Origin of the sequence: Saccharopolyspora phatthalungensis (genome assembly GCF_014203395.1) — a bacterium.
Classification (GTDB): domain Bacteria; phylum Actinomycetota; class Actinomycetes; order Mycobacteriales; family Pseudonocardiaceae; genus Saccharopolyspora; species Saccharopolyspora phatthalungensis.
This window is the reverse complement of the sequence record NZ_JACHIW010000002.1, coordinates 1,033,226-1,054,461: the sequence shown is the minus strand read 5'-3', so window position 1 is coordinate 1,054,461 and position 21,236 is coordinate 1,033,226. Positions and strand designations below refer to the sequence as shown.

General features: G+C 67.7%; 1 protein-coding gene. It reads left to right on the top strand.

The genetic code is table 11. The features are described 5' to 3' along the window. The first annotated feature begins 243 nt into the window (after nt 1-243). Nucleotides 244-21,228, top strand: coding sequence for a type I polyketide synthase (locus tag BJ970_RS38390; protein ID WP_184730915.1), 20,985 nt, complete (start codon nt 244-246; stop codon nt 21,226-21,228). Nucleotides 21,229-21,236: the final 8 nt, after the last annotated feature.

Sequence of the window (21,236 nt, the reverse complement as noted above, 5' to 3'; positions counted from 1 at the left end):
GTCGGGTATGCCGTGATCCGGTACCCGCTCAGGTTTTGCGTGCGTGATCACAGGATCGGGTGATGCGGTCGGCCCGTGCGCGGTGGCATGATGGTGATCATGCGGTAGTTCCTCGTGCGGCTTAGCCAAAGTCAGGTGACCGCACCGGTGGAACGACCCCCGCGCCCCGCCGCCTGATCGCGCCCCCCATTTTCGTCAAGAGCTTCGGACGACCAGGTCCTCGAAAGAAACGGAACGGCTGCCATGGAAAACGAGGAGAAGCTTCTCGACTACCTCAAGCGCGTGTCGGCCGAGCTGCGCCGCACGCGGCAACGTGTTGTCGAGCTCGAGTCCGAGGCGCGGGAGCCGGTGGCAATCGTCGGAATGGCCTGCCGGTTGCCGGGTGGGGTGGGTTCGGCGGAGGAGTTGTGGCGGTTGGTGGATTCGGAGGGGGATGCGATTGGTGGGTTCCCGACGGATCGTGGGTGGGATCTGGCGGGGTTGTTTCATCCGGATCCGGATCATGGGGGGACGTCGTATGTGCGTGAGGGTGGGTTTTTGTATGATGCGGCGGAGTTCGATGCGGAGTTTTTCGGGATTTCGCCGCGTGAGGCGACCGCGATGGATCCGCAGCAGCGGTTGTTGCTGGAGACCTCGTGGGAGGCGTTGGAACACGCCAACATCGACCCGCACTCACTGCGCGGGAGCGACACCGGCGTCTTCGCCGGCGTGATGTACGACGACTACGCCGCGCGCCTGGCCACTGTCCCGAGCGATTTCGAAGGCTACCTCGCGAACGGTAGTGCGGGCTCGGTCGCATCCGGTCGTGTGGCGTATGTGTTGGGGTTGGAGGGGCCTGCGGTCACGGTGGATACGGCGTGTTCGTCGTCGTTGGTGGCGTTGCATTGGGCGTGTCAGTCGTTGCGGCAGGGTGAGTGTTCGGTGGCGTTGGCGGGTGGTGTGACGGTGATGGCCACGCCGGCGTTGTGGGTGGAGTTTTCCCGGCAGCGGGGTCTGGCTTCTGATGGGCGGTGTAAGGCGTTCGCGGCGGGCGCGGATGGCACTGGCTGGTCGGAGGGGGTGGGGATGCTGGTGCTGGAACGTCTTTCGGATGCCCGCCGTCGGGGGCATCGGGTTGTGGGGGTGGTGCGGGGTTCGGCGGTCAATCAGGATGGCGCCTCCAACGGCCTGACCGCCCCCAACGGACCCGCCCAGCAGCGGGTGATCCGCCAGGCCCTGGCCAACGCGGGGCTTGCGCCCGGTGAGGTGGATGTGGTGGAGGCGCATGGCACCGGCACCAGGCTGGGTGATCCGATCGAGGCCCAGGCGTTGTTGGCGACCTATGGTCAGGACCGGCCGGCCGATCGTCCGTTGTGGCTGGGATCGTTGAAGTCCAACATCGGTCATACCCAGGCCGCGGCCGGTGCCGCGGGTGTGATCAAGATGGTGATGGCTCTCCAGCACCAACGGCTGCCCAGGACGTTGCATGTGGATGAGCCCACACCGCATGTGGACTGGTCGACGGGTGGGGTGTCGCTTTTGACTCAGGCCCGGTCGTGGCCGCGGGGGCAGCGGCCGCGCCGGGCGGGGATCTCCTCGTTCGGGGCCAGCGGCACCAACGCCCACCTCATCCTCGAACAACCACCCACAGAAAACCGACCCGACAACACCGACACCCCCACCACCACGGCCACGGCTGCTGGTGCGGACGTGGCGGCGTCCAATGTGGACGCAACGGCTGGTGTGGTGGGGTGGGTGGTGTCGGGTGCCTCACCGGCGGGCCTGCGGGCCCAAGCACACCGGCTGGCCGCCTTCGCCACCGAGCACCCCGGGCTGGAGGTGGCCCGGGTGGGGCGGGTGCTGGCCACCGGCCGGGCCGCGCTGCCCCACCGGGCGGTGGTCCTGGGCGCGTCCCCGGCCGAGTTCGGCGAGCGGCTTACCGCGCTGGCGCAGGGGCGGGAGAGCACCGGGGTGATCACCGGCACCGCCCATAACATCGAGGGGGGTGTGGTGCTGGTGTTTCCCGGGCAGGGCACGCAATGGCCCGGCATGGGCCGTGACCTGCTGGATGTCTGCCCGGTGTTCACCGAGACCATGACCGCCTGCGCCCAGGCCCTGGCCCCCCACACCGACTGGGACCTACTCACCGTCCTGCGCGACCCCACCCAGGAGCCCTGCCTTCAGCGGGTCGAGGTCCTTCAACCCGTGCTGTGGGCGCTGATGGTGTCCCTGGCCCGGGTCTGGCAATCCCACGGCATCCACCCCACCGCCGTGGTCGGACACTCCCAGGGCGAGATCGCCGCCGCCTGCGTCGCCGGCGCCCTGTCCCTTGCCGACGGTGCCCGCATCGTGGCCCTGCGCGCCCAAGCACTCCGCGCCCTGTGCGGGCAGGGTGGAATGGTCTCGGTGGCCCTGCCCCCCGACGACGTCACCCAGCAACTACAACCCTGGCAGGACCGGCTGTCGGTAGCCGTGGTCAACAGCCCCACCGCCACCGTGGTCTCCGGCGACCGCGACGCCCTGACCGACTGGGTCCAGCACTGCCGGCAGCAGGGGATACGGACCCGGTGGCTGCCGGTGGACTACGCCTCCCACAGCCCCCAGATCGACACCGTCACCGACGAGATCACCCACGCCCTGACCGGCATCACCCCCACCCCCGGCGACATCCCCCTGTGCTCCACCGTCACCGGCGACTTCCTCGACCACACCGACCTCACCCCCGACTACTGGGCCCGCAACCTCCGCCAACCCGTCCGCTTCGACCACGCCCTACACACCCTGCACAACCACGGCCACCACCACTACATCGAAACCAGCCCCCACCCCGTCCTGACCACCGCCATCGACACCACCCTCACCCACCACACCACCACCCAAACCAGCCCCAGCCCCGAAACCAGCCCCGAAACCACCAGTCGCGAAAACAGCACCACACCCCTGATCCTGTCCACCCTCACCCAACACCACGGCGACCACCACCAACTCCTCACCACCCTCGCCCACGCCTGGACCCACGGACTCCCCATCACCCTCACCCCCACCCCCAACCACCACACCCCCCACCACATCGACCTCCCCACCTACCCCTTCCAACGAAACCGATACTGGCTGGATGGCGGCGAAAAGCCGTCGAGCGTGGAAGAAAGCAGCGGCGCCGATGCGCCGTTGTGGGAATCGGTCAGCAACGCGGACGTGGCCGGGATCGCCTCGATGCTGGGTGTTGACGACGATGCGCCCCTGGGCGAGGTGGTTCCAGCGTTGTCGCAGTGGCGGGACCGGCAACAGGATCGTTCGACCGCCGAGCGCTGGTGTTACCGAGTGCAATGGCGATCGATCACCACAACTGGTGCAGTCGGCATGCTGTCCGGCCGATGGCTGCTCATCACCCCCGAGCGGCCCGAGGCTCTTGCCTTGGCGGAGCGGATCGCCCAGACGTTGACATCCCGTGGTGCGCGCGAGGTCGCAACGGTCCCGGTCGATACCGCCGATACCGATCGCCAGCGGTTGGTGGCACTCCTGCGGGAAAAGCACCTCGGTCACGCTGCCGACAGCGATGCCGCCGACCATGACGACGTCGCAGTGGAAGGCGTGGTGTCGTTGTGGGGGTGGGACGAGCAGTCGCACCCGGACCACGAAGTGGTCCCGGTCGGGATGGCCGGCACGCTCGCATTGGTGCAGGCGTTGGGTGATTGCGATGTGGTCGCGCCGCTGTGGTTGCTGACGCAGGGCGCCGTCGCGGTCTCCGACGCGGAGGAGATCACCGGCTTGGGGCAGGCGCAGTTGTGGGGCTTGGGCCAGGTCGTCGGCCTGGAACACCCTGACAGGTGGGGCGGTCTGGTCGATCTTCCGTCCACAATGGATGAAGCCGCACTGAACCGTCTCGCGGCGGTGTTGGGCGATGGCACCGAGGACCAGGTGGCGATCCGCCCCCACGGATCATGGTCTCGGCGGCTCATCCCCGCTCGGCAACAGCGGGCCGCCGAGAACGGCGGCTGGCGGCCGCGAGGAACCGTGTGGGTCACAGGTGGCACGGGAGGTGTTGGTGCCGAGGTCGCGCGCTGGCTCGCGCGGTCGGGCGCGGACCATCTGGTCATCACGAGTCGCCAAGGCCCGAATGCGGTTGGAGCCGACACGCTGGCCGCCGAACTGCGGGCGTTGGGCAGTCGCGTGACGATCGCGGCCTGCGACATCACCGATCGAGACGCGGTGGCGAAACTGGCGCGTGAGATCGCCGCCTCGGGCGAGTCGATCAGGGGTGTTTTCCACGCGGCCGGAATCGGTCAGGACATGCCTCTCGATCAGACCGGCACCGCCCGGTTCGCCGAGATCTGCGCGGCCAAGATCGCCGGGGCGCAGAACCTCGTCGAAGTCCTCGACCACGAGGCGCTCGACGCCCTGGTGTTCTTCTCGTCCGGATCGGGAGTGTGGGGCGGCAGCGGCCAAGGCGCTTACGCTGCGGCGAACGCCTTTCTGGATGCTTTCGCGCGCACCTGCCGGGCGCGGGGACTACCGGCGACCGCTGTCGCCTGGGGACTGTGGGACGTCGACGGACTGGCCGACGGTCCCGATCCCGACTCGGTGCGCTCCAGCGGGCTACGGCCCATGCCGCCTCGGCTGGCGCTCACCGCGCTGGCCCGCGCCCTCGACCAGGCCGAAACGAACCTGACGGTCGCCGACATCGACTGGCAGCAGTTCACCCCGCTGTTCACGGCCAGCCGACGCCGCCCGCTCATCGGCGAGATTCCGGAGGTTCGGGAGGCGCTCTCCGGGGCGGCGGACACCTCCGGTGACGAGAAGTCGACCGACCTCGGACAACGCCTAGCCGGGCTTTCCTCCAGCGAGCAGGAGGAAATCGTGCTCGAACTGGTCTGCACCCAGACCGCTGTGGTGCTCGGGCAACACGATGCCGGAACCATCGACGTTCGCCGGGCGTTCAAGGACCTCGGACTGGATTCGTTGACCACCGTGGAGCTGCGGAATCGGCTCATGAAGGCGACCGGTCTGCGGCTGCCCACGACACTGGTCTTCGACCAGCCGTCCCCGACCGCGCTCGCAAAGGACCTGCTGAGGCGGACGCGGGGCGCGGAGGCATCGGTGCGGGTGTCGGTGGCCGCGCCCGCGGACGAGCCGATCGCGATCGTGGGGATGGGGTGCCGTTTCCCGGGGGGCGTGAGTTCTCCGGACGAGTTGTGGCGGTTGGTGGTCGCCGAGCGGGACGTGATCGGGTCCTTCCCGGAGGACCGGGGCTGGGAGCTGGCGAAGCTGTACCACCCGGACCCGGACCACCCAGGCACCTCTTACGTGCGGCACGGCGGTTTCCTGTACGACGCGGCGGACTTCGACGCGGAGTTCTTCGGGATCTCGCCACGCGAAGCCGTCGCGATGGATCCGCAGCAGCGGTTGTTGCTGGAAACGGCATGGGAAGCGTTGGAACACGCCGGCATCAACCCGCATTCCCTGCGGGAGAGTCACACCGGGGTGTTCGTGGGAGCACCGCCATCGGGCTACGGGGACGGTCATCTCGACGCCGAGCGAGGCGTCGAGGGCTACCTGCTCACCGGCGGTTCCCCGGCCGTGGTGTCCGGCCGACTGGCGTATGCGCTGGGGTTGGAAGGCCCTGCGATCACGGTCGACACCATGTGTTCGTCGTCGTTGGTGGCGTTGCACTGGGCGTGTCAGTCGTTGCGGCAGGGCGAGTGCTCTGTCGCGTTGGCCGGCGGTGTGACGGTGATGGCGAACCCGGGGTCGTTCGTCCAGTTTTCGCGGCAGCGGGGCTTGGCGGCTGACGCTCGGTGCAAGTCGTTCGCGGCCGCGGCGGATGGGACGGCGTGGTCCGAAGGCGCGGGCGTGCTCGTATTGGAACGGCTCTCGGAAGCTAAGCGCAACAACCATCCCATTCTGGCCGTGGTGCGGGGTTCGGCGATCAACCAGGATGGCGCGTCTAATGGCCTGACTGCACCGAACGGCCCAGCACAGCAGCGGGTGATCCGGCAAGCCCTGGCGAATGCCGGCCTGGCACCCGGCGATGTGGACGCGGCCGAGGCCCACGGTACCGGTACCGCGCTGGGTGATCCGATCGAGGCCGCGGCATTGCTCGCCACCTACGGGGCGGAACGACCGGCGGACCGTCCACTGTGGTTGGGTTCGTTGAAGTCCAACATCGGGCATACCCAGTCCGCATCGGGCGTCGCCGGCGTGATCAAGATGGTCATGGCGCTCCGACACGGGCAACTGCCGAAAACCTTGCACGTGGACGAGCCGACGCCGCACGTTGATTGGGCCTCGGGTGCGGTGTCGCTGTTGACCGAGCCCCGCTCCTGGCCGGACACCGGCGGTCCCCGGAGGGCAGGCATCTCCTCTTTCGGGGCCAGCGGCACGAACGCGCACGTGATCGTGGAAGCGGCGCCCGCGGTTATCCCCGAGACGTCGAGCACGGTCGAACAGGCCGGATCGTCCAGCGGGGGTGCGGTCCCGTGGCTGATCTCGGGCCGGACTACTGCGGGACTGCGTGCGCAGGCACGACGTTTGGCGGAGTTTGTCGATCGGTCCGAAGAGCTGTCGATGCACGATGTCGGGTGGTCCTTGGCGTCCACTCGCGCGATGCTGGACCATCGTGCCGTGCTGATCGCGGACTCGCGCGCGGACTTCGCGGCGCAGTTGCGCAGCCTGGCACACGGCGAAGAATCGCCGGGCGTTGTGGTGGGAGGAGTCACCGGAGGCCGGACGGCTTACCTGTTCTCGGGTCAGGGATCGCAATGGCCCGGCATGGGGCGGGAGCTGTACGACCGGTACCCGGTGTTCGCGAATGCCTTCGACGAGGTGTGCGCCGTGTTCGACGGGATGTTGGACCGCGCGTTGCGCGAAGTGGTGTTCGCGGAGCCGGGGTCCTCGGCAGCGGACCTTGTTTCGGAGACGAGCTTCGCTCAGGCGGCGTTGTTCGCCGTGGAGATCGGGCTGTTTCGCCTGCTGGAGTCCTGGGGTCTGTCCCCGGACTACGTCGTGGGGCATTCGCTCGGGGAGATCACCGCGGCGTATGCGGCCGGCGTGTGGTCCCTTTCCGATGCCTGCCGTCTCGTGGCGGCGCGGGGCAGGTTGATGCAGTCCCTGCCGAGTGGTGGGGTGATGGTGTCGGTCCGCGCGGACGAGGAAGAGGTACGCGCGCTGCTGGCCGGCCACGATCAGGAGGTGGCCATCGCCGCGGTGAACGCTCCGCGCTCTGTGGTGCTTTCCGGTGCTGGAGCCGCGGTCGCCGACATCGTCGACCTTCTGCGGGCCAAGGGCCACGAGACGAAGCAACTCAGGGTGAATCGCGCCTTCCACTCACCACTGCTGGACCCCATGCTGGCGGATTTCCGAGCTGTCCTGGAGGGGCTGGATTACCGGGAGCCATCGATCCCGGTCGTGTCGAACGTGAGCGGGCAGATCGCCGCATCCGGTGACTTGTGCTCCGCGGAGTACTGGGTGCGGCATGCCCGGCAGCCCGTCCGTTTCCGCGACGGAATCCAGTCCCTGTGGGAGGCCGGTACCACTCGGTTCCTGGAAGTGGGGCCCGGCGGGAATCTCGCGGGCATCGTCCAGGACTGCCTGCCGGAGCACGAGGACGCGGTGGTGACTCCAACGCTGCGCCACGGTCACCCCGAGACGTCAACGGTGCTTGTCGGGCTCGGAAAGCTCGGTGTCGCCGGTGTCCACGTCGATTGGGAGAAGGTCTTCGACGGTCTCGGAGCCCGACGAGTGGACCTGCCCACCTACGCCTTCCAGCGCAAGCGATTCTGGCTGGATGCCTCGCACGGAAAGGCAGCAGTGGCCTCCGCGGGGATGACGACCACGGAGCACCCCTTCTGCGGGACCGTGATAACCCTGGCCGAGTCCGGTGAGGTCGTGCTCTCCGGTCGCCTGTCGCTGCAATCGCAACCCTGGTTGGCGGACCACTCGGTCAGCGGCTCCGTCCTGTTCCCCGGTGCCGGTTTCGTGGAGTTGGCGCTGCATGCGGGCGATCAGGTCGGGTGTGGCCGGGTGGAGGAGCTGACGTTGCAGTCGCCGCTCGTGCTGCCCGAGCGGGGTGGGGTGGCGTTGCAGGTCGTGGTGGGTGGGCCGGAGGAGTCCGGTTCCCGGCGGGTCGGCGTGTACTCGCGGTTGGAGGATTCGGACCCCGATGTGGGGTGGACGTGTCATGCCACCGGTGTGCTGAGCGTTGCGGATGCCGTTACCGGTTTCGACTTTTCGGTGTGGCCGCCCCGGGGTGCGGTGTCGATACCGGTCGGCGACCTGTATGACCGGCTTTTCGACTCCGACCTGGTGTACGGGCCGGTGTTCCAGGGCCTGCGCCGGGCCTGGCGACGGGGAGACGAGGTCTTCGCCGAAGTCCGGCTCCCGGAGGAACTCGCCGCCTACCACCAATTCGTGATGCACCCGGCGTTGTTGGACGCCGCACTGCATGCGGGAGCGCTGCGTACGGTGCCGGAGACCGCGGAACACGATGCGCGGCTGCCCTTCTCCTGGACGGGTGTGTCGATGTCCGGCACGGGGGCATCCGCACTGCGCGTGCGCGTTACCGGATCGGCTGGGGACCAGGCGTCCTGGGAGCTGGCGGATGGTTCGGGGCGTCCGGTGGGCTCGATCGAGTCGTTGACGACGAGGCCGTTCGCTGCTGATCAGATCGCTGGTGCGGTGCCGTCCGGGCAGGGTGATTCGGTTTTCCATGTGGAGTGGGAGCCGATGCTTCCGGCGTCGCGCCAAGGCGACTCGGCGTTGGTTGTGGTGGGCGACGATCGTGCGACGTTCTCGGGCGCGGCGGGCGTGTCGGTGACGGGCGTGGAGGATCTTGCTGGGCTGGCTGAGGGGAGTGATGTTCCGGGGTTTGTGTGGTTGTCGTGTTCGGGTGTGTCGGTGGGTGGTGATCCTGTTGTGGTGGCGGGGGATGTGGTGGGTTGGGTGTTGGGGCGGTTGCAGGAGTGGTTGGGGGAGGGGCGGTTTGGTGGGTCGCGGTTGGTGGTGGTGACGCGGGGTGCTGTGTCGGTGGGTGTGGGTGAGGGTGTGGATGTGGGGTTGGCTGCGGTGTGGGGGTTGGTGCGGTCGGCGCAGTCGGAGCATCCGGGGCGGTTTGTGTTGGTGGATGTTGATGGTGGTGAGGTTCCGGTTGGTGTGGTGTTGGCGGGGGTGGGTTCTGGGGAGTCGCAGTTTGTGGTGCGGGGTGGGCGGGTGTGGGTGCCGCGGTTGTCGCGGACGCCGGTTGCGGAGCGGGTGTCGTCGCCGTGGGGTGAGGATGTGACTGTGTTGATCACGGGTGGTACGGGTTTGTTGGGTGGTGCGGTGGCGCGTCATGTGGTGAGTGCGCATGGGGTGCGGGACCTGGTGTTGGTGTCCCGTGGTGGGTTGGAGTCTGTGGGGGCGGGGGATTTGGTGGCGGAGTTGTCCGAGTTGGGGGCGCGGGTGCGGGTGGTGGCGTGTGATGTGGCTGATGGTGGGGCGGTGGCTGGGCTGTTGGCGGGGATTGGTGCGGAGGTGCCGTTGGCGGTGGTTCATGCTGCGGGGGTTCTTGATGATGGGTTGGTGGAGTCGTTGACGCCGGAGCGGTGTGCGGCGGTGTTGGAGGGGAAGGCTCGGGGTGCGTGGAATTTGCATGAGTTGACTGCTGGGCATCGGGTGCGGGCGTTTGTGTTGTTTTCGTCGGCGTCTGGGGTGTTGGGGAGTCCTGGTCAGGGGAATTATGCGGCTGCTAATGCGTTTCTTGATGCGTTGGCGGTGTATCGGCGTGGGTGTGGTTTGCCGGGGCAGTCGCTGGCCTGGGGCCTATGGGAACCGGCCGAAGGGATGGGTGCTGGGCTCGCCGACGCTCACCTGCAACGCATGGCGCGAGTGGGGTTGCCTGCGTTGACGGTTGAGCAGGGATTGGAGTTGTTCGACACCGCTACTACCTTGGACCGGCCCGCCTTGGCCCCGCTTCGACTGGAGCTGGCGGCACTGCGCACGAACACAACGCCCGAATCGGTATCCCCGGTGCTTCGCGGGGTTTTGCCAGCGCCGAGGCGTCGCCGCGAGAACGCCCCGGAGACAGACGAACTCGGCCTGTCTCGGCGTCTTGCCGGATTGTCGGTGTCGGAGCAGGAGCAGGTTTTGGTGGAGTTGGTTCGGGGTCATGTCGCGGTGGTGTTGGGACATGATGCCTCCGAGACGGTGACTGCCGGGCGTGCGTTCAAAGATGTGGGATTTGATTCGCTGACGGGTGTGGAGTTGCGGAATCGGTTGCGGGCGGCGACGGGTGTGGCATTGCCGGCGACGTTGGTGTTTGATTATCCGACTCCTGTCGCGGTGGCGCGGTTTTTGCGGGAGCGGCTGGTGGGTGCGGAGGAGCCGGTCTCGGCGGGTCGTGCCGTGGCGGTTGCGGTGGATGAGCCGGTGGCGATCGTAGGTATGGCGTGCCGCTTCCCGGGTGGGGTGAGTTCTGCTGAGGGGTTGTGGGATTTGGTGGTCTCGGAGGGGGACGGGATCGGGGAGTTCCCGGTTGATCGTGGTTGGGATTTGGGTGGTCTCTACGATGCGGATCCCGATCATGCCGGGACGTCGTATGTGCGGCATGGTGGGTTTTTGTACGAGGCGGCGGAGTTTGATGCGGGGTTCTTTGGGGTTTCGCCGCGTGAGGCGGTGGCGATGGATCCGCAGCAGCGGTTGTTGTTGGAGGTGGCGTGGGAGGCGTTGGAGCACGCGGGTATTGATCCGTTGTCGTTGCGTGGCAGTGAGTCCGGCGTGTTCGCCGGGGCGATGTACCACGACTACGGGGGCGGACTGGCCAAGATCCCGGCCGAACTCGAAGGACACTTCGCCAGCGGCAACGCCGGTTCGGTCATATCCGGTAGGTTGGCTTACACGTTGGGGCTGGAGGGTCCTGCGGTCACCGTGGACACTGCCTGCTCGTCGTCGCTGGTGGCTTTGCACTGGGCATGTCAGTCGCTGCGGCAGGGAGAAAGCAGCCTGGCCCTGGCGGGTGGCGTCACTGTGATGGCCAACCCGGGCCCATTCGTGCAGTTCTCCCGGCAGCGGGGGTTGGCTCCAGATGGGCGGTGCAAGTCTTTCGCGGCGGCAGCGGACGGCACTGCCTGGTCCGAGGGCGTGGGCGTGCTGGTGCTGGAGCGCCTGTCGGACGCGCAGCGAAACGGACACCCGGTTCTGGCCGTCGTGCGGGGCTCGGCCGTGAACCAGGACGGTGCGTCCAACGGGCTGACCGCGCCGAATGGCCCCTCGCAGCAGCGGGTGATCCGTCAAGCGTTGGCCAACGCCGGTTTGGAGCCTGCTGACGTTGACGTGGTCGAGGCCCACGGCACCGGCACCACGCTGGGAGACCCGATCGAAGCCCAAGCCCTGCTGGCAACGTACGGCCAGGACCGCGCGGATGCTCCGCTGTGGTTGGGGTCGTTGAAGTCCAACATCGGCCATGCCCAGGCGGCGGCCGGTGTGGCAGCTGTGATCAAGATGGTCATGGCCCTCCAGCACGGCGAAATGCCCAAGACCCTGCACGTGGACGAGCCTTCCCCGCATGTCGAATGGGATGCTGGTGCGGTTGCGCTGCTGACCGAGCACCGGCCATGGCCGGAAACCGATCGTCCGCGCCGCGCCGGAGTGTCGTCGTTCGGCGTCACCGGCACAAACGCCCACCTGATCCTGGAGCAAGCGCCCGACCACGAGGACGACGTGGCAGGCAATGACGCCTCGCGCCCGACCGAACAGTCCATACTGGACGAGCCAGGATTGGCTGCGCAGCCGTCGACCGGCCTGGTGCCGTGGGTGGTGTCGGGTCGCTCCGAGGCAGGTTTGCGCGCCCAGGCCGAGCGCCTGGCCCGCTTCGCTGCGGAGTCGCCGGCTTTGTCGTCTGTTGACGTGGGATGGTCGTTGGCGACCGCGAGGGCAGGCTTGGAGCACCGGGCGGTCGTGCTCGGTTCGAGTCCGGCCGAGTTCGTTGCGGGGCTGCACGCATTGGCGGAGGGCCGCGAGACGGCCGACGTGGTCAGCGTGCCGGGTGGCTCCGCCGTGCCCGGCTCCGGCGGCGTTGTGCTGGTGTTTCCGGGACAGGGCTCGCAGTGGGACGGGATGGGACGGGAGTTGATCGAGTCCTGTCCGGCATTCGCCGAGGCGATGGGCGAGTGCGCCCAGGCGCTCGGGCCGTTCGTGGATTGGGATCTGCTCTCGGTTGTTCGCGGCCAGGATGGCGCGCCAGGGTTGGATCGGGTGGACGTGGTCCAGCCGGCGTTGTGGGCGATCATGGTCTCGCTGGCTCGGGTCTGGCAAGCACACGGGATACGTCCGGCGGCCGTGGTGGGCCACTCCCAGGGCGAGATCGCGGCCGCATGCGTGGCGGGGGCGTTGTCACTGGCCGATGGGGCACGCGTGGTGGCGTTGCGTTCTCGCGCGTTGCGCGTGCTGTCGGGCCGGGGCGGCATGGCCTCGGTCGAGCTGTCGGCTGAGGAAGTCACGCAGCGTTTGCATCCCTGGCAGGATCGGCTGTCGCTGGCGGTGGTCAACAGTCCTGCGGCGACCGTGGTTTCCGGCGACCTCGACGCACTCGCCGAGTGGGTGCAGGCATGTGAGCAGCAAGGGGTGCGGGCGAAGTGGTTGCCCGTGGACTACGCCTCGCACTGCGCGCAGGTCGACCTTGTCGCCGACGAGATCACTCGGGCTCTGGCCGGCCTCACCCCCACCCGGGGTGAGATCCCGATGTACTCGACCATGACCGGTGACTTGATCGAGGGCAGTGCGTTGACCGTCCAATACTGGGTGGACAACCTGCGGCAACCCGTCCGGTTCGACCGAGCCGTGCGCGCCGTGCGAAAACAGGGCCACCAGTGCTTCATCGAGGTAAGCCCGCATCCCGTGTTGACCACCTCCATCGACACCACACTCACCACTCCGAGTGAGGGTCAAGCCGGTGCGAGCGAGCAAACCACGGGTACGCCCGTGGTGCTGGGCACGCTTACCAAGGATCACGGTGACCAGCGCCAGTTGCTGCGGTCCCTGGCACAGGCTTGGACCCTGGGACTGCCTATCACCTGGACCCCTTCCTGGACCGACTACCGCCCCCGGCGAGTGGCCCTGCCCACCTACAGCTTCCAGCGCAAGCGGTACTGGTTGGACTCCTCCCACGGGGCAGGAACGATCGCCTCGGCCGGGCTGACGGCCGCGGACCACCCGGTGTGCGCAGCGGTGATGACACTGGCGGAGTCCGGCGGAATGGTTTTGTCGGGCCGCTTGTCGTTGCAGTCGCATCCATGGCTGGCCGACCATGTCGTCGAGGGGGCCGTCCTGTTCCCCGGTGCCGGTTTCGTGGAGTTGGCGCTGCACGCGGGTGATCAGGTCGGGTGTGGCCGGGTGGAGGAGCTGACGTTGCAGTCGCCGCTCGTGCTGCCCGAGCGGGGCGGGGTGGCCTTGCAGGTCGTGGTGGATGGACCGGAGGAGTCCGATTCCCGGCGGGTCAGCATGTACTCGCGGCTCGAAGGTTCGGACCCCGATGTGGGGTGGACGTGTCATGCCACCGGTGTGCTGAGCGCCGCCGATTCCGTTGCCGGGCTCGACCTTTCGGTGTGGCCGCCCCAGGGCGCGGTGTCGGTCCCCATCGACGACGTGTATGAGCGACTTGCCGCGTCAGGACTGGTCTACGGACCGGTGTTCCAGGGCATGTGCAACGCCTGGCGGCGCGGGGACGAGGTCTTCGCCGATGTCCGCCTTCCGGAAGAGTTCACGGCCGACAGCGGATTCGTCATGCACCCGGCCTTGTTGGACGCGGTGTTGCACGCGGGTGCGCTGGCCGACCGAGCGGTCCCGGACGCCGAGGACGAAACTGTGCAGTTGCCGTTCTCCTGGTCCGGTGTGTCGGTGTACGGGGCCGGGGCGTCCGAGTTGCGGGTGCGCCTCACCGTCCCTGCGCCGGAGCGGATGTCGTGGGAGCTGGCGGATGGTTCGGGGCGTCCGGTGGGCTCGATCGAGTCGTTGACGACGAGGCCGTTCGCTGCTGATCAGATCGCTGGTGCGGTGCCGTCCGGGCAGGCTGATTCGGCGTTCCATGTGGAGTGGGAGCCGGTGATCCCGTCGTCGGATGTGGGCGATTCGGTTGTGGCCTTGGTGGGCGACGATCGTGCGACGTTCTCGGGCGCGGCGGGCGTGTCGGTGACGGGCGTGGAGGATCTTGCTGGGCTGGCTGAGGGGAGTGATGTTCCGGGGTTTGTGTGGTTGTCGTGTTCGGGTGTGTCGGTGGGTGGTGATCCTGTTGTGGTGGCGGGGGATGTGGTGGGTTGGGTGTTGGGGCGGTTGCAGGAGTGGTTGGGGGAGGGGCGGTTTGGTGGGTCGCGGTTGGTGGTGGTGACGCGGGGTGCTGTGTCGGTGGGTGTGGGTGAGGGTGTGGATGTGGGGTTGGCTGCGGTGTGGGGGTTGGTGCGGTCGGCGCAGTCGGAGCATCCGGGGCGGTTTGTGTTGGTGGATGTTGATGGTGGTGAGGTTCCGGTTGGTGTGGTGTTGGCGGGGGTGGGTTCTGGGGAGTCGCAGTTTGTGGTGCGGGGTGGGCGGGTGTGGGTGCCGCGGTTGTCGCGGACGCCGGTTGCGGAGCGGGTGTCGTCGCCGTGGGGTGAGGATGTGACTGTGTTGATCACGGGTGGTACGGGTTTGTTGGGTGGTGCGGTGGCGCGTCATGTGGTGAGTGCGCATGGGGTGCGGGAGCTGGTTCTGGTTTCGCGCAGCGGATCGCAATCCCAGGGGGCCGAGGGGTTGGTGGCGGAGTTGTCCGAGTTGGGGGCGCGGGTGCGGGTGGTGGCGTGTGATGTGGCCGATGGTGGGGCGGTGGCTGAGTTGTTGGGGGAGATTGGTTCGGAGGTGCCGTTGGCGGTGGTTCATGCTGCGGGGGTTCTTGATGATGGGTTGGTGGAGTCGTTGTCGCCGGAGCGGTGTGCCGCGGTGTTGGAGGGTAAGGCTCGGGGTGCGTGGAATTTGCATGAGTTGTCTGGTGGGCATCGGGTGACGGCGTTTGTGTTGTTTTCGTCGGCGTCTGGGGTGTTGGGTAGTCCTGGTCAGGGGAATTATGCGGCTGCTAATGCGTTTCTTGATGCGTTGGCGGTGTATCGGCGTGGGTGTGGTTTGCCGGGGCAGTCGCTGGCCTGGGGCCTATGGGAACCGGCGCGCGGCATGAGCGCCGGACTTACCGACAGTGATCGGGACCGTATTGCGCGCATGGGATTGCCCGCGTTGACGGTTGAGCAGGGACTTGCACTGTTCGACACCGCAATGACCTTGGACCGGCCCGCCTTAGTTCCGATCCGACTGGAACTCGCGGCACTACGCGCGAACCAAACCTCTGTATCGGCATCCCCGGTGCTTCGTGGGCTCCTGCCCAAACGAACCCGCCGTCGCGAGCTCGCTCAGCGGAGCGAAGATTCCGGCCTGTCTCGGCGTCTTGCGGGGTTGTCGGTGTCGGAGCAGGAGCAGGTTTTGGTGGAGTTGGTTCGGGGTCATGTCGCGGTGGTGTTGGGGCATGATGCGTCCGAGACGGTGACGGCTGGGCGTGCGTTCAAGGATCTCGGGTTTGATTCGTTGACGGGTGTGGAGTTTCGGAATCGGTTGCGGGCGGCGACGGGTGTGGGGTTGCCGGCGACGTTGGTGTTTGATTATCCGACTCCTGAGGCGGTGGCGCGGTTTTTGCGGGAGCGGCTGGTGGGTGCGGAGGAGCCGGTCTCGGTGGGTCGTGCCGTGGCGGTTGCGGTGGATGAGCCGGTGGCGATCGTAGGTATGGCGTGCCGCTTCCCGGGTGCGGTGAGTTCTGCTCAAGGGTTGTGGGATTTGGTGATGTCGGAGCGGGAGGGGATCGGCGAGTTCCCGGCCGATCGTGGTTGGGATTTGGGTGGTCTCTACGATGCGGATCCCGATCATGCCGGAACGTCGTATGTGCGGCATGGCGGTTTCTTGTACGAGGCGGCGGAGTTTGATGCGGGGTTCTTTGGGGTTTCGCCGCGTGAGGCGGTGGCGATGGATCCGCAGCAGCGGTTGTTGCTGGAGGTGGCGTGGGAGGCGTTGGAGCACGCGGGTATTGATCCGTTGTCGTTGCGTGGCAGTGAGTCCGGCGTGTTCGCCGGGGCGATGTACCACGACTACGGGGGCGGGCTGACCAAGATCCCGGCCGCGCTCGAAGGACATTTCGGGAGCGGCAATGCCGGTTCGATCTTGTCCGGTAGGTTGGCTTACACGTTGGGCCTGGAGGGCCCCGCGGTCACCGTGGACACCGCTTGTTCGTCCTCGCTGGTGGCGCTGCACTGGGCTAGTCAGTCGTTGCGGCAGGGGGAGTGTTCTGTCGCGTTGGCCAGCGGCGTGACGGTCATGGCGAACCCGGGCTCGTTTGTGCAGTTCTCGCGGCAGCGGGGGTTGGCTCCCGATGGGCGGTGCAAGTCGTTCGCGGCGGCGGCGGACGGCACTGCCTGGTCCGAGGGCGTGGGCGTACTCGTCTTGGAGCGCTTGTCCGATGCCCGTCGCAACGGGCATCGGGTGCTGGCCCTGGTGCGGGGTTCGGCGGTGAACCAGGATGGCGCGTCGAACGGGTTGACCGCGCCGAACGGTCCCTCGCAGCAGCGGGTGATCCGGCAGGCATTGGCGAATGCGGGGTTGTCGGCGGGTGAGGTGGATGCGGTGGAGGCTCACGGCACGGGTACCACGCTGGGGGACCCGATCGAGGCTCAGGCGTTGTTGGCGACTTATGGGCAGGATCGTGGCGCGGATGGTCCGTTGTGGTTGGGGTCGTTGAAGTCCAACATCGGTCATGCGCAGGCGGCGGCGGGTGTGGCGGGTGTGATCAAGATGGTGATGGCCCTGCGGCACGGCCAGTTGCCCCGGACCCTGCATGTGGATGAGCCGACGCCGCATGTGGATTGGTCCTCTGGTGCGGTGTCGCTACTGACCGAGGCCCGCCCCTGGCCGGAGACGGGACAACCACGCCGCGCGGCCGTGTCCTCCTTCGGCGTCTCGGGCACTAACGCACACGTGATTCTCGAACAAGCGCCGGCTGATCCGCCGCGTTACATCGACGGATCGGCGCTGCGGTCCCCGGAAAATGTCCGGGAACTGACCGCACAGGCGGAATCCTGCGAACCGCCCGCGGAGGACGGTGCGCCGGGTTGTGTCCCGTGGGTGGTGTCGGGTCGGTCTGCGGAGGGTCTGCGGGCCCAGGCGGGGCGGTTGGCTGATTTCGCCGAGCACGGTGTGGAGTTGGTGCTGTCGCGGGTGGGGTGGTCGTTGGCGGTGACCCGGGCCGCGCTGGAACACCGGGCGGTCGTGCTGGGCACGTCCCGGGAAGAGCTGGTGGCCGGTCTGCGGGCCCTGGCCCGGGACGAGCAGACCCCGGGCGTGGTGCGTGGCGGTGCGGGTGTGGGTCGGGTGGGGTGGGTGTTTTCCGGTCAGGGCACCCAGTGGCCCGCCATGGGCCGGGAGCTGTCTGCGCGTTTCCCGGTGTTCGCGGAGGCGTTCGAGGAGGTCTGTGCCGAGCTGGATTCTTTGATGCGGGCCGAGCATGGGGTGCGGGAGGTGGTGTGGGCCGAGCCCGGTTCGACCTTGGTTTCTTTGTTGGGGGAGACGGGGTTCGGTCAGGCGGGGTTGTTCGCGCTGGGTGTGGCGTTGTCGCGGTTGCTGGAGTCTTTCGGGGTGCGGCCGGAGGTGGTGGCCGGGCATTCGGTCGGGGAGATCACTGCTGCGTATGTGGCGGGGGTGTGGTCGTTGCCGGATGCCTGTCGGGTGGTGGCCGCCCGGGCGCGGCTGATGCAGCACCTGCCGGCCGGGAAGATGGTGTCGGTCCGCGCCGGCGAGGACCGGGTGCGTGTTTTGGTGGAGGGCCGGGAGGCCGAGGTGGGGATCGCGGCGGTCAACACCCCGGGCTCGGTGGTGCTCTCCGGCACCGACACCGCCATCAGCCAGATCACCGAGCAAGCACGGCGGCAGGGGTTGAAGACCAAGGCTTTGGCGGTCAACCGGGCGTTTCACTCCCCGCTGGTCGAGCCCATGCTGGAGGAATTCCGGGCCCTACTCGACCAGGTCGACTACCACACGCCGGTGCTGCCGGTCGTGTCCAACCTGACCGGACACCTCGCCGAACCCGAGCAGCTGTGCACCCCGGGCTACTGGGTCGAGCACGTACGCCAGCCCGTCCGCTTTGCCGAGGGCGTGCGCACTCTCCACGACCAGGGTGTGACCACGTTCGTCGAACTCGGCCCCGGCACGACCCTGTCCGGCATGATCGGCGAAACCCTCCCAGGGGACATCCACATCGCGGTGCCCACCCTGCGCAAGGATCAGCCGGAGACCCAGACCACCCTGACCGCACTGGCCCGCCTGTGGGCACACGGCGCACCGGTGGACTGGACACCGCTGTACCCACAAGACAGCGCTGACCGTGTCGAGCTGCCCACCTATGCCTTCCAGCACGAACGGTTCTGGCTTTCCCCCACCACCACACCAGCCGACCTGACCACCGCCGGACTCGGCACGCTGCACCACCCCATCCTCACCGCCGAAATCCCCCTCCCCGACACCGATGGACTCCTGCTCACCGGCCGCGTCTCCCTGGAAACCCACCCCTGGCTGGCCGACCACACGCTCTTCGACACACCCGTGCTGCCGGGCACCGCATTCGTGGAACTCGTCGCATTCGCGGGTGACCGGTCGGGATGTGGACACGTGGCGGAGCTGACTTTGCAGGCGCCGCTTGCTCTCGCTGAGCGGCAAGGGGTGGCGTTGCAGGTCGTCATTGGCGGCGCGGAGGAATCGGGCTCTCGCACGGTGACCGTGTACTCGCGTCTTGAAGGTTCCGCCCCCGACGATGCCTGGACCCGTCATGCCAGCGGCGTGGTGAGTGATGTCGCCGCGGTGGGCGAGTTCGACTTCTCGGCGTGGCCTCCGCAGAACGCGACGCCGACGTCGGTCGACGACGTGTATGACGGGCTCGCGGAGACGGGCTTGGTGTACGGCAAGGCGTTCGCGGGTCTGCGGTGCGCGTGGAAACGCGGCGAGGAGGTCTTCGCCGAGGTCGATGTGTCGGCGGATGCATCGGCTTCCGGCGCAGGCTTCGTGATCCATCCGGCACTGTTGGACATGGCGCTGCACGCTGGGGCGCTGGCGGAAAGGTCGGATACGCCGCGTCTGCCGTTCTCGTGGAGCGGAGTATCAATCGTGCCCACGGAGACCTCCGCGCTGCGCGTGCGGCTGATGACGTCGGGCGAAAGCGCGGTCTCCTTGGAGTTCGCGGACGATTCCGGTTCCCGCGTGGGCATGGTCAAGTCATTGCTGACGCGGCCGATTTCCGCTGACCAAATGCCCGGCGCCGGTCGACGACGCCATGATTCGCTGTTCCGGCTCGACTGGGTTTCGTCGTCCACGCCGTCGTCGATGCTGGCTGAAGACGACTGGGCACTGGTCGGTTCGGAGAAAGCCGTCGCGGCGGTCTGGGCGGGTTCAGCGCAGCGCCACTCCGATGTCGCGAGCTTGCGTGCGGCGGTCGAACACGCCGACTCGGTTCCGGACCGGGTCCTGCTGTGCGTGCCCGCCGGCGATGCGGATTCCGGTGTCGTGGCCGGCGCTCGGGAGCGGACGCAATGGGTACTGGAGCACGTGCAGGCGTGGTTAGGAGAGGAGAGGTTCGCCCGGTCGCAACTCGTCATCCTTACTCGAGGTGCCGTCTCGGCTTCTGCGGGTGAGATTCCGGACGCGTCGTCCGCCGTCGTGTGGGGGTTGGTGCGGTCGGCGCAGTCGGAACATCCGGGCCGATTCGTGTTGGTCGATGCGGATGACAGTGGACCGGACCTGGGCGTGCTGTCCGGTGTGCTGGCCTCGGGGGCGACGGAAGCGGCGGTGCGCCAGGGGACGGTCCGCGTGCCGCGCCTGTCGCGAGTGTCCGATGCGTCCGAGCCGGTTGCGTCGCCCTGGGGCCCGGAGGACACCGTGTTGATCACGGGCGGCACGGGCTTGTTGGGTCGGTTGGTGGCTCGCCACATGGTGAGCGCTCATGGTGTGCGCCGACTGGTGTTGGCCTCTCGAAGCGGGATGGCGGCCGAAGGTGCGCTGGAGCTGGTCGCGGAGCTGTTTGGGCACGGCGCTCAGGTGGATGTGGTGGCTTGCGACGTGGCGGATCGGGACGCGGTGGCCGAGCTGCTGAACGGCATCGACGCCCAGGCAAGGCTGGCGGTAATCCACGCCGCGGGGACGGTTGACGACGGGGTGGTCGCGTCGCTGACACCGCAGCGATGTGCCACCGTGTTGCGGACCAAGGCCGAGGCCGCGTGGCACCTGCACGAGCTCACCGCGGATCGCGATGTGTCGGCGTTCGTCATGTTCTCCTCGGCGGCGGGAGTGCTGGGCAACCCAGGCCAGGGCAACTACGCGGCCGCGAACGCGTTCCTTGACGCGCTCGCTCAGTACCGGCGGTGCCACGGGTTGCCGGGCCAGGCCCTGGCGTGGGGACTGTGGGAACCCGCCGGCGGGATCAGCGGCGGACTTGGCGATGCCGACCGGAACCGCTTCGACCGAGCAGGCATTCGGCCGCTGAGCACAGAACAGGGCCTGGCCCTGCTCGACACCGCCACTGCTCTCGACGCCCCCGTTCTGCTCCCGCTGGGCGTGGACACCGCAGCGCTGCGGACCCACGCTGCCCCGGAGCTTTTGCCCTCGCTGCTGCGGCAACTGGCTCCAACCTCGACGCGCCGGAACGGGCACACCAAACGAGAGGAGGACCTCACAAAGCGTCTCGCGGGGATGTCTTCCGAGGAGCAGCGACAGGCACTACTGGAGCTGGTGCGCGCCAACGCGGCACTTGTGCTTGGCCACACCAACGCGCGCATGGTGGACCCGGGGCGAGGATTCCTCGACCAGGGCTTCGACTCGCTCACGGCAGTGGAACTGCGAAACAGGCTCGGCGCGATCACCGGCACGAGCCTGCCGACCACCGTCATCTTCGACCAGCCCAATCCTCTCGCGCTCGCCCAGCACCTCCAGGAAATCCTGCTTGCGCGACCGCAGGAGAAACACCAGGAGGCATACGCGGAACTGGACAAGGTCGAGACCGCACTGTCCGCATTGGACGACGTCGGACGCGTCAAGATCAGGCGGCGCCTGCGTGCTCTGCTCGCGACGCTCGATGACGGGCGCGCCGAAGTCCCGGATGCAGACGTCGATGACGAGTTCGAGTCCGCTACCGCGAACGAAATTTTCGAATACCTGGACAGCAGTTCAGATGTGTAGCGGTGACC

Excerpts from the sequence above, each read along its gene's own strand:
- BJ970_RS38390 (WP_184730915.1), top strand. The coding sequence starts at position 244 with ATGGAAAACGAGGAGAAGCTTCTCGACTACCTCAAGCGCGTGTCGGCC.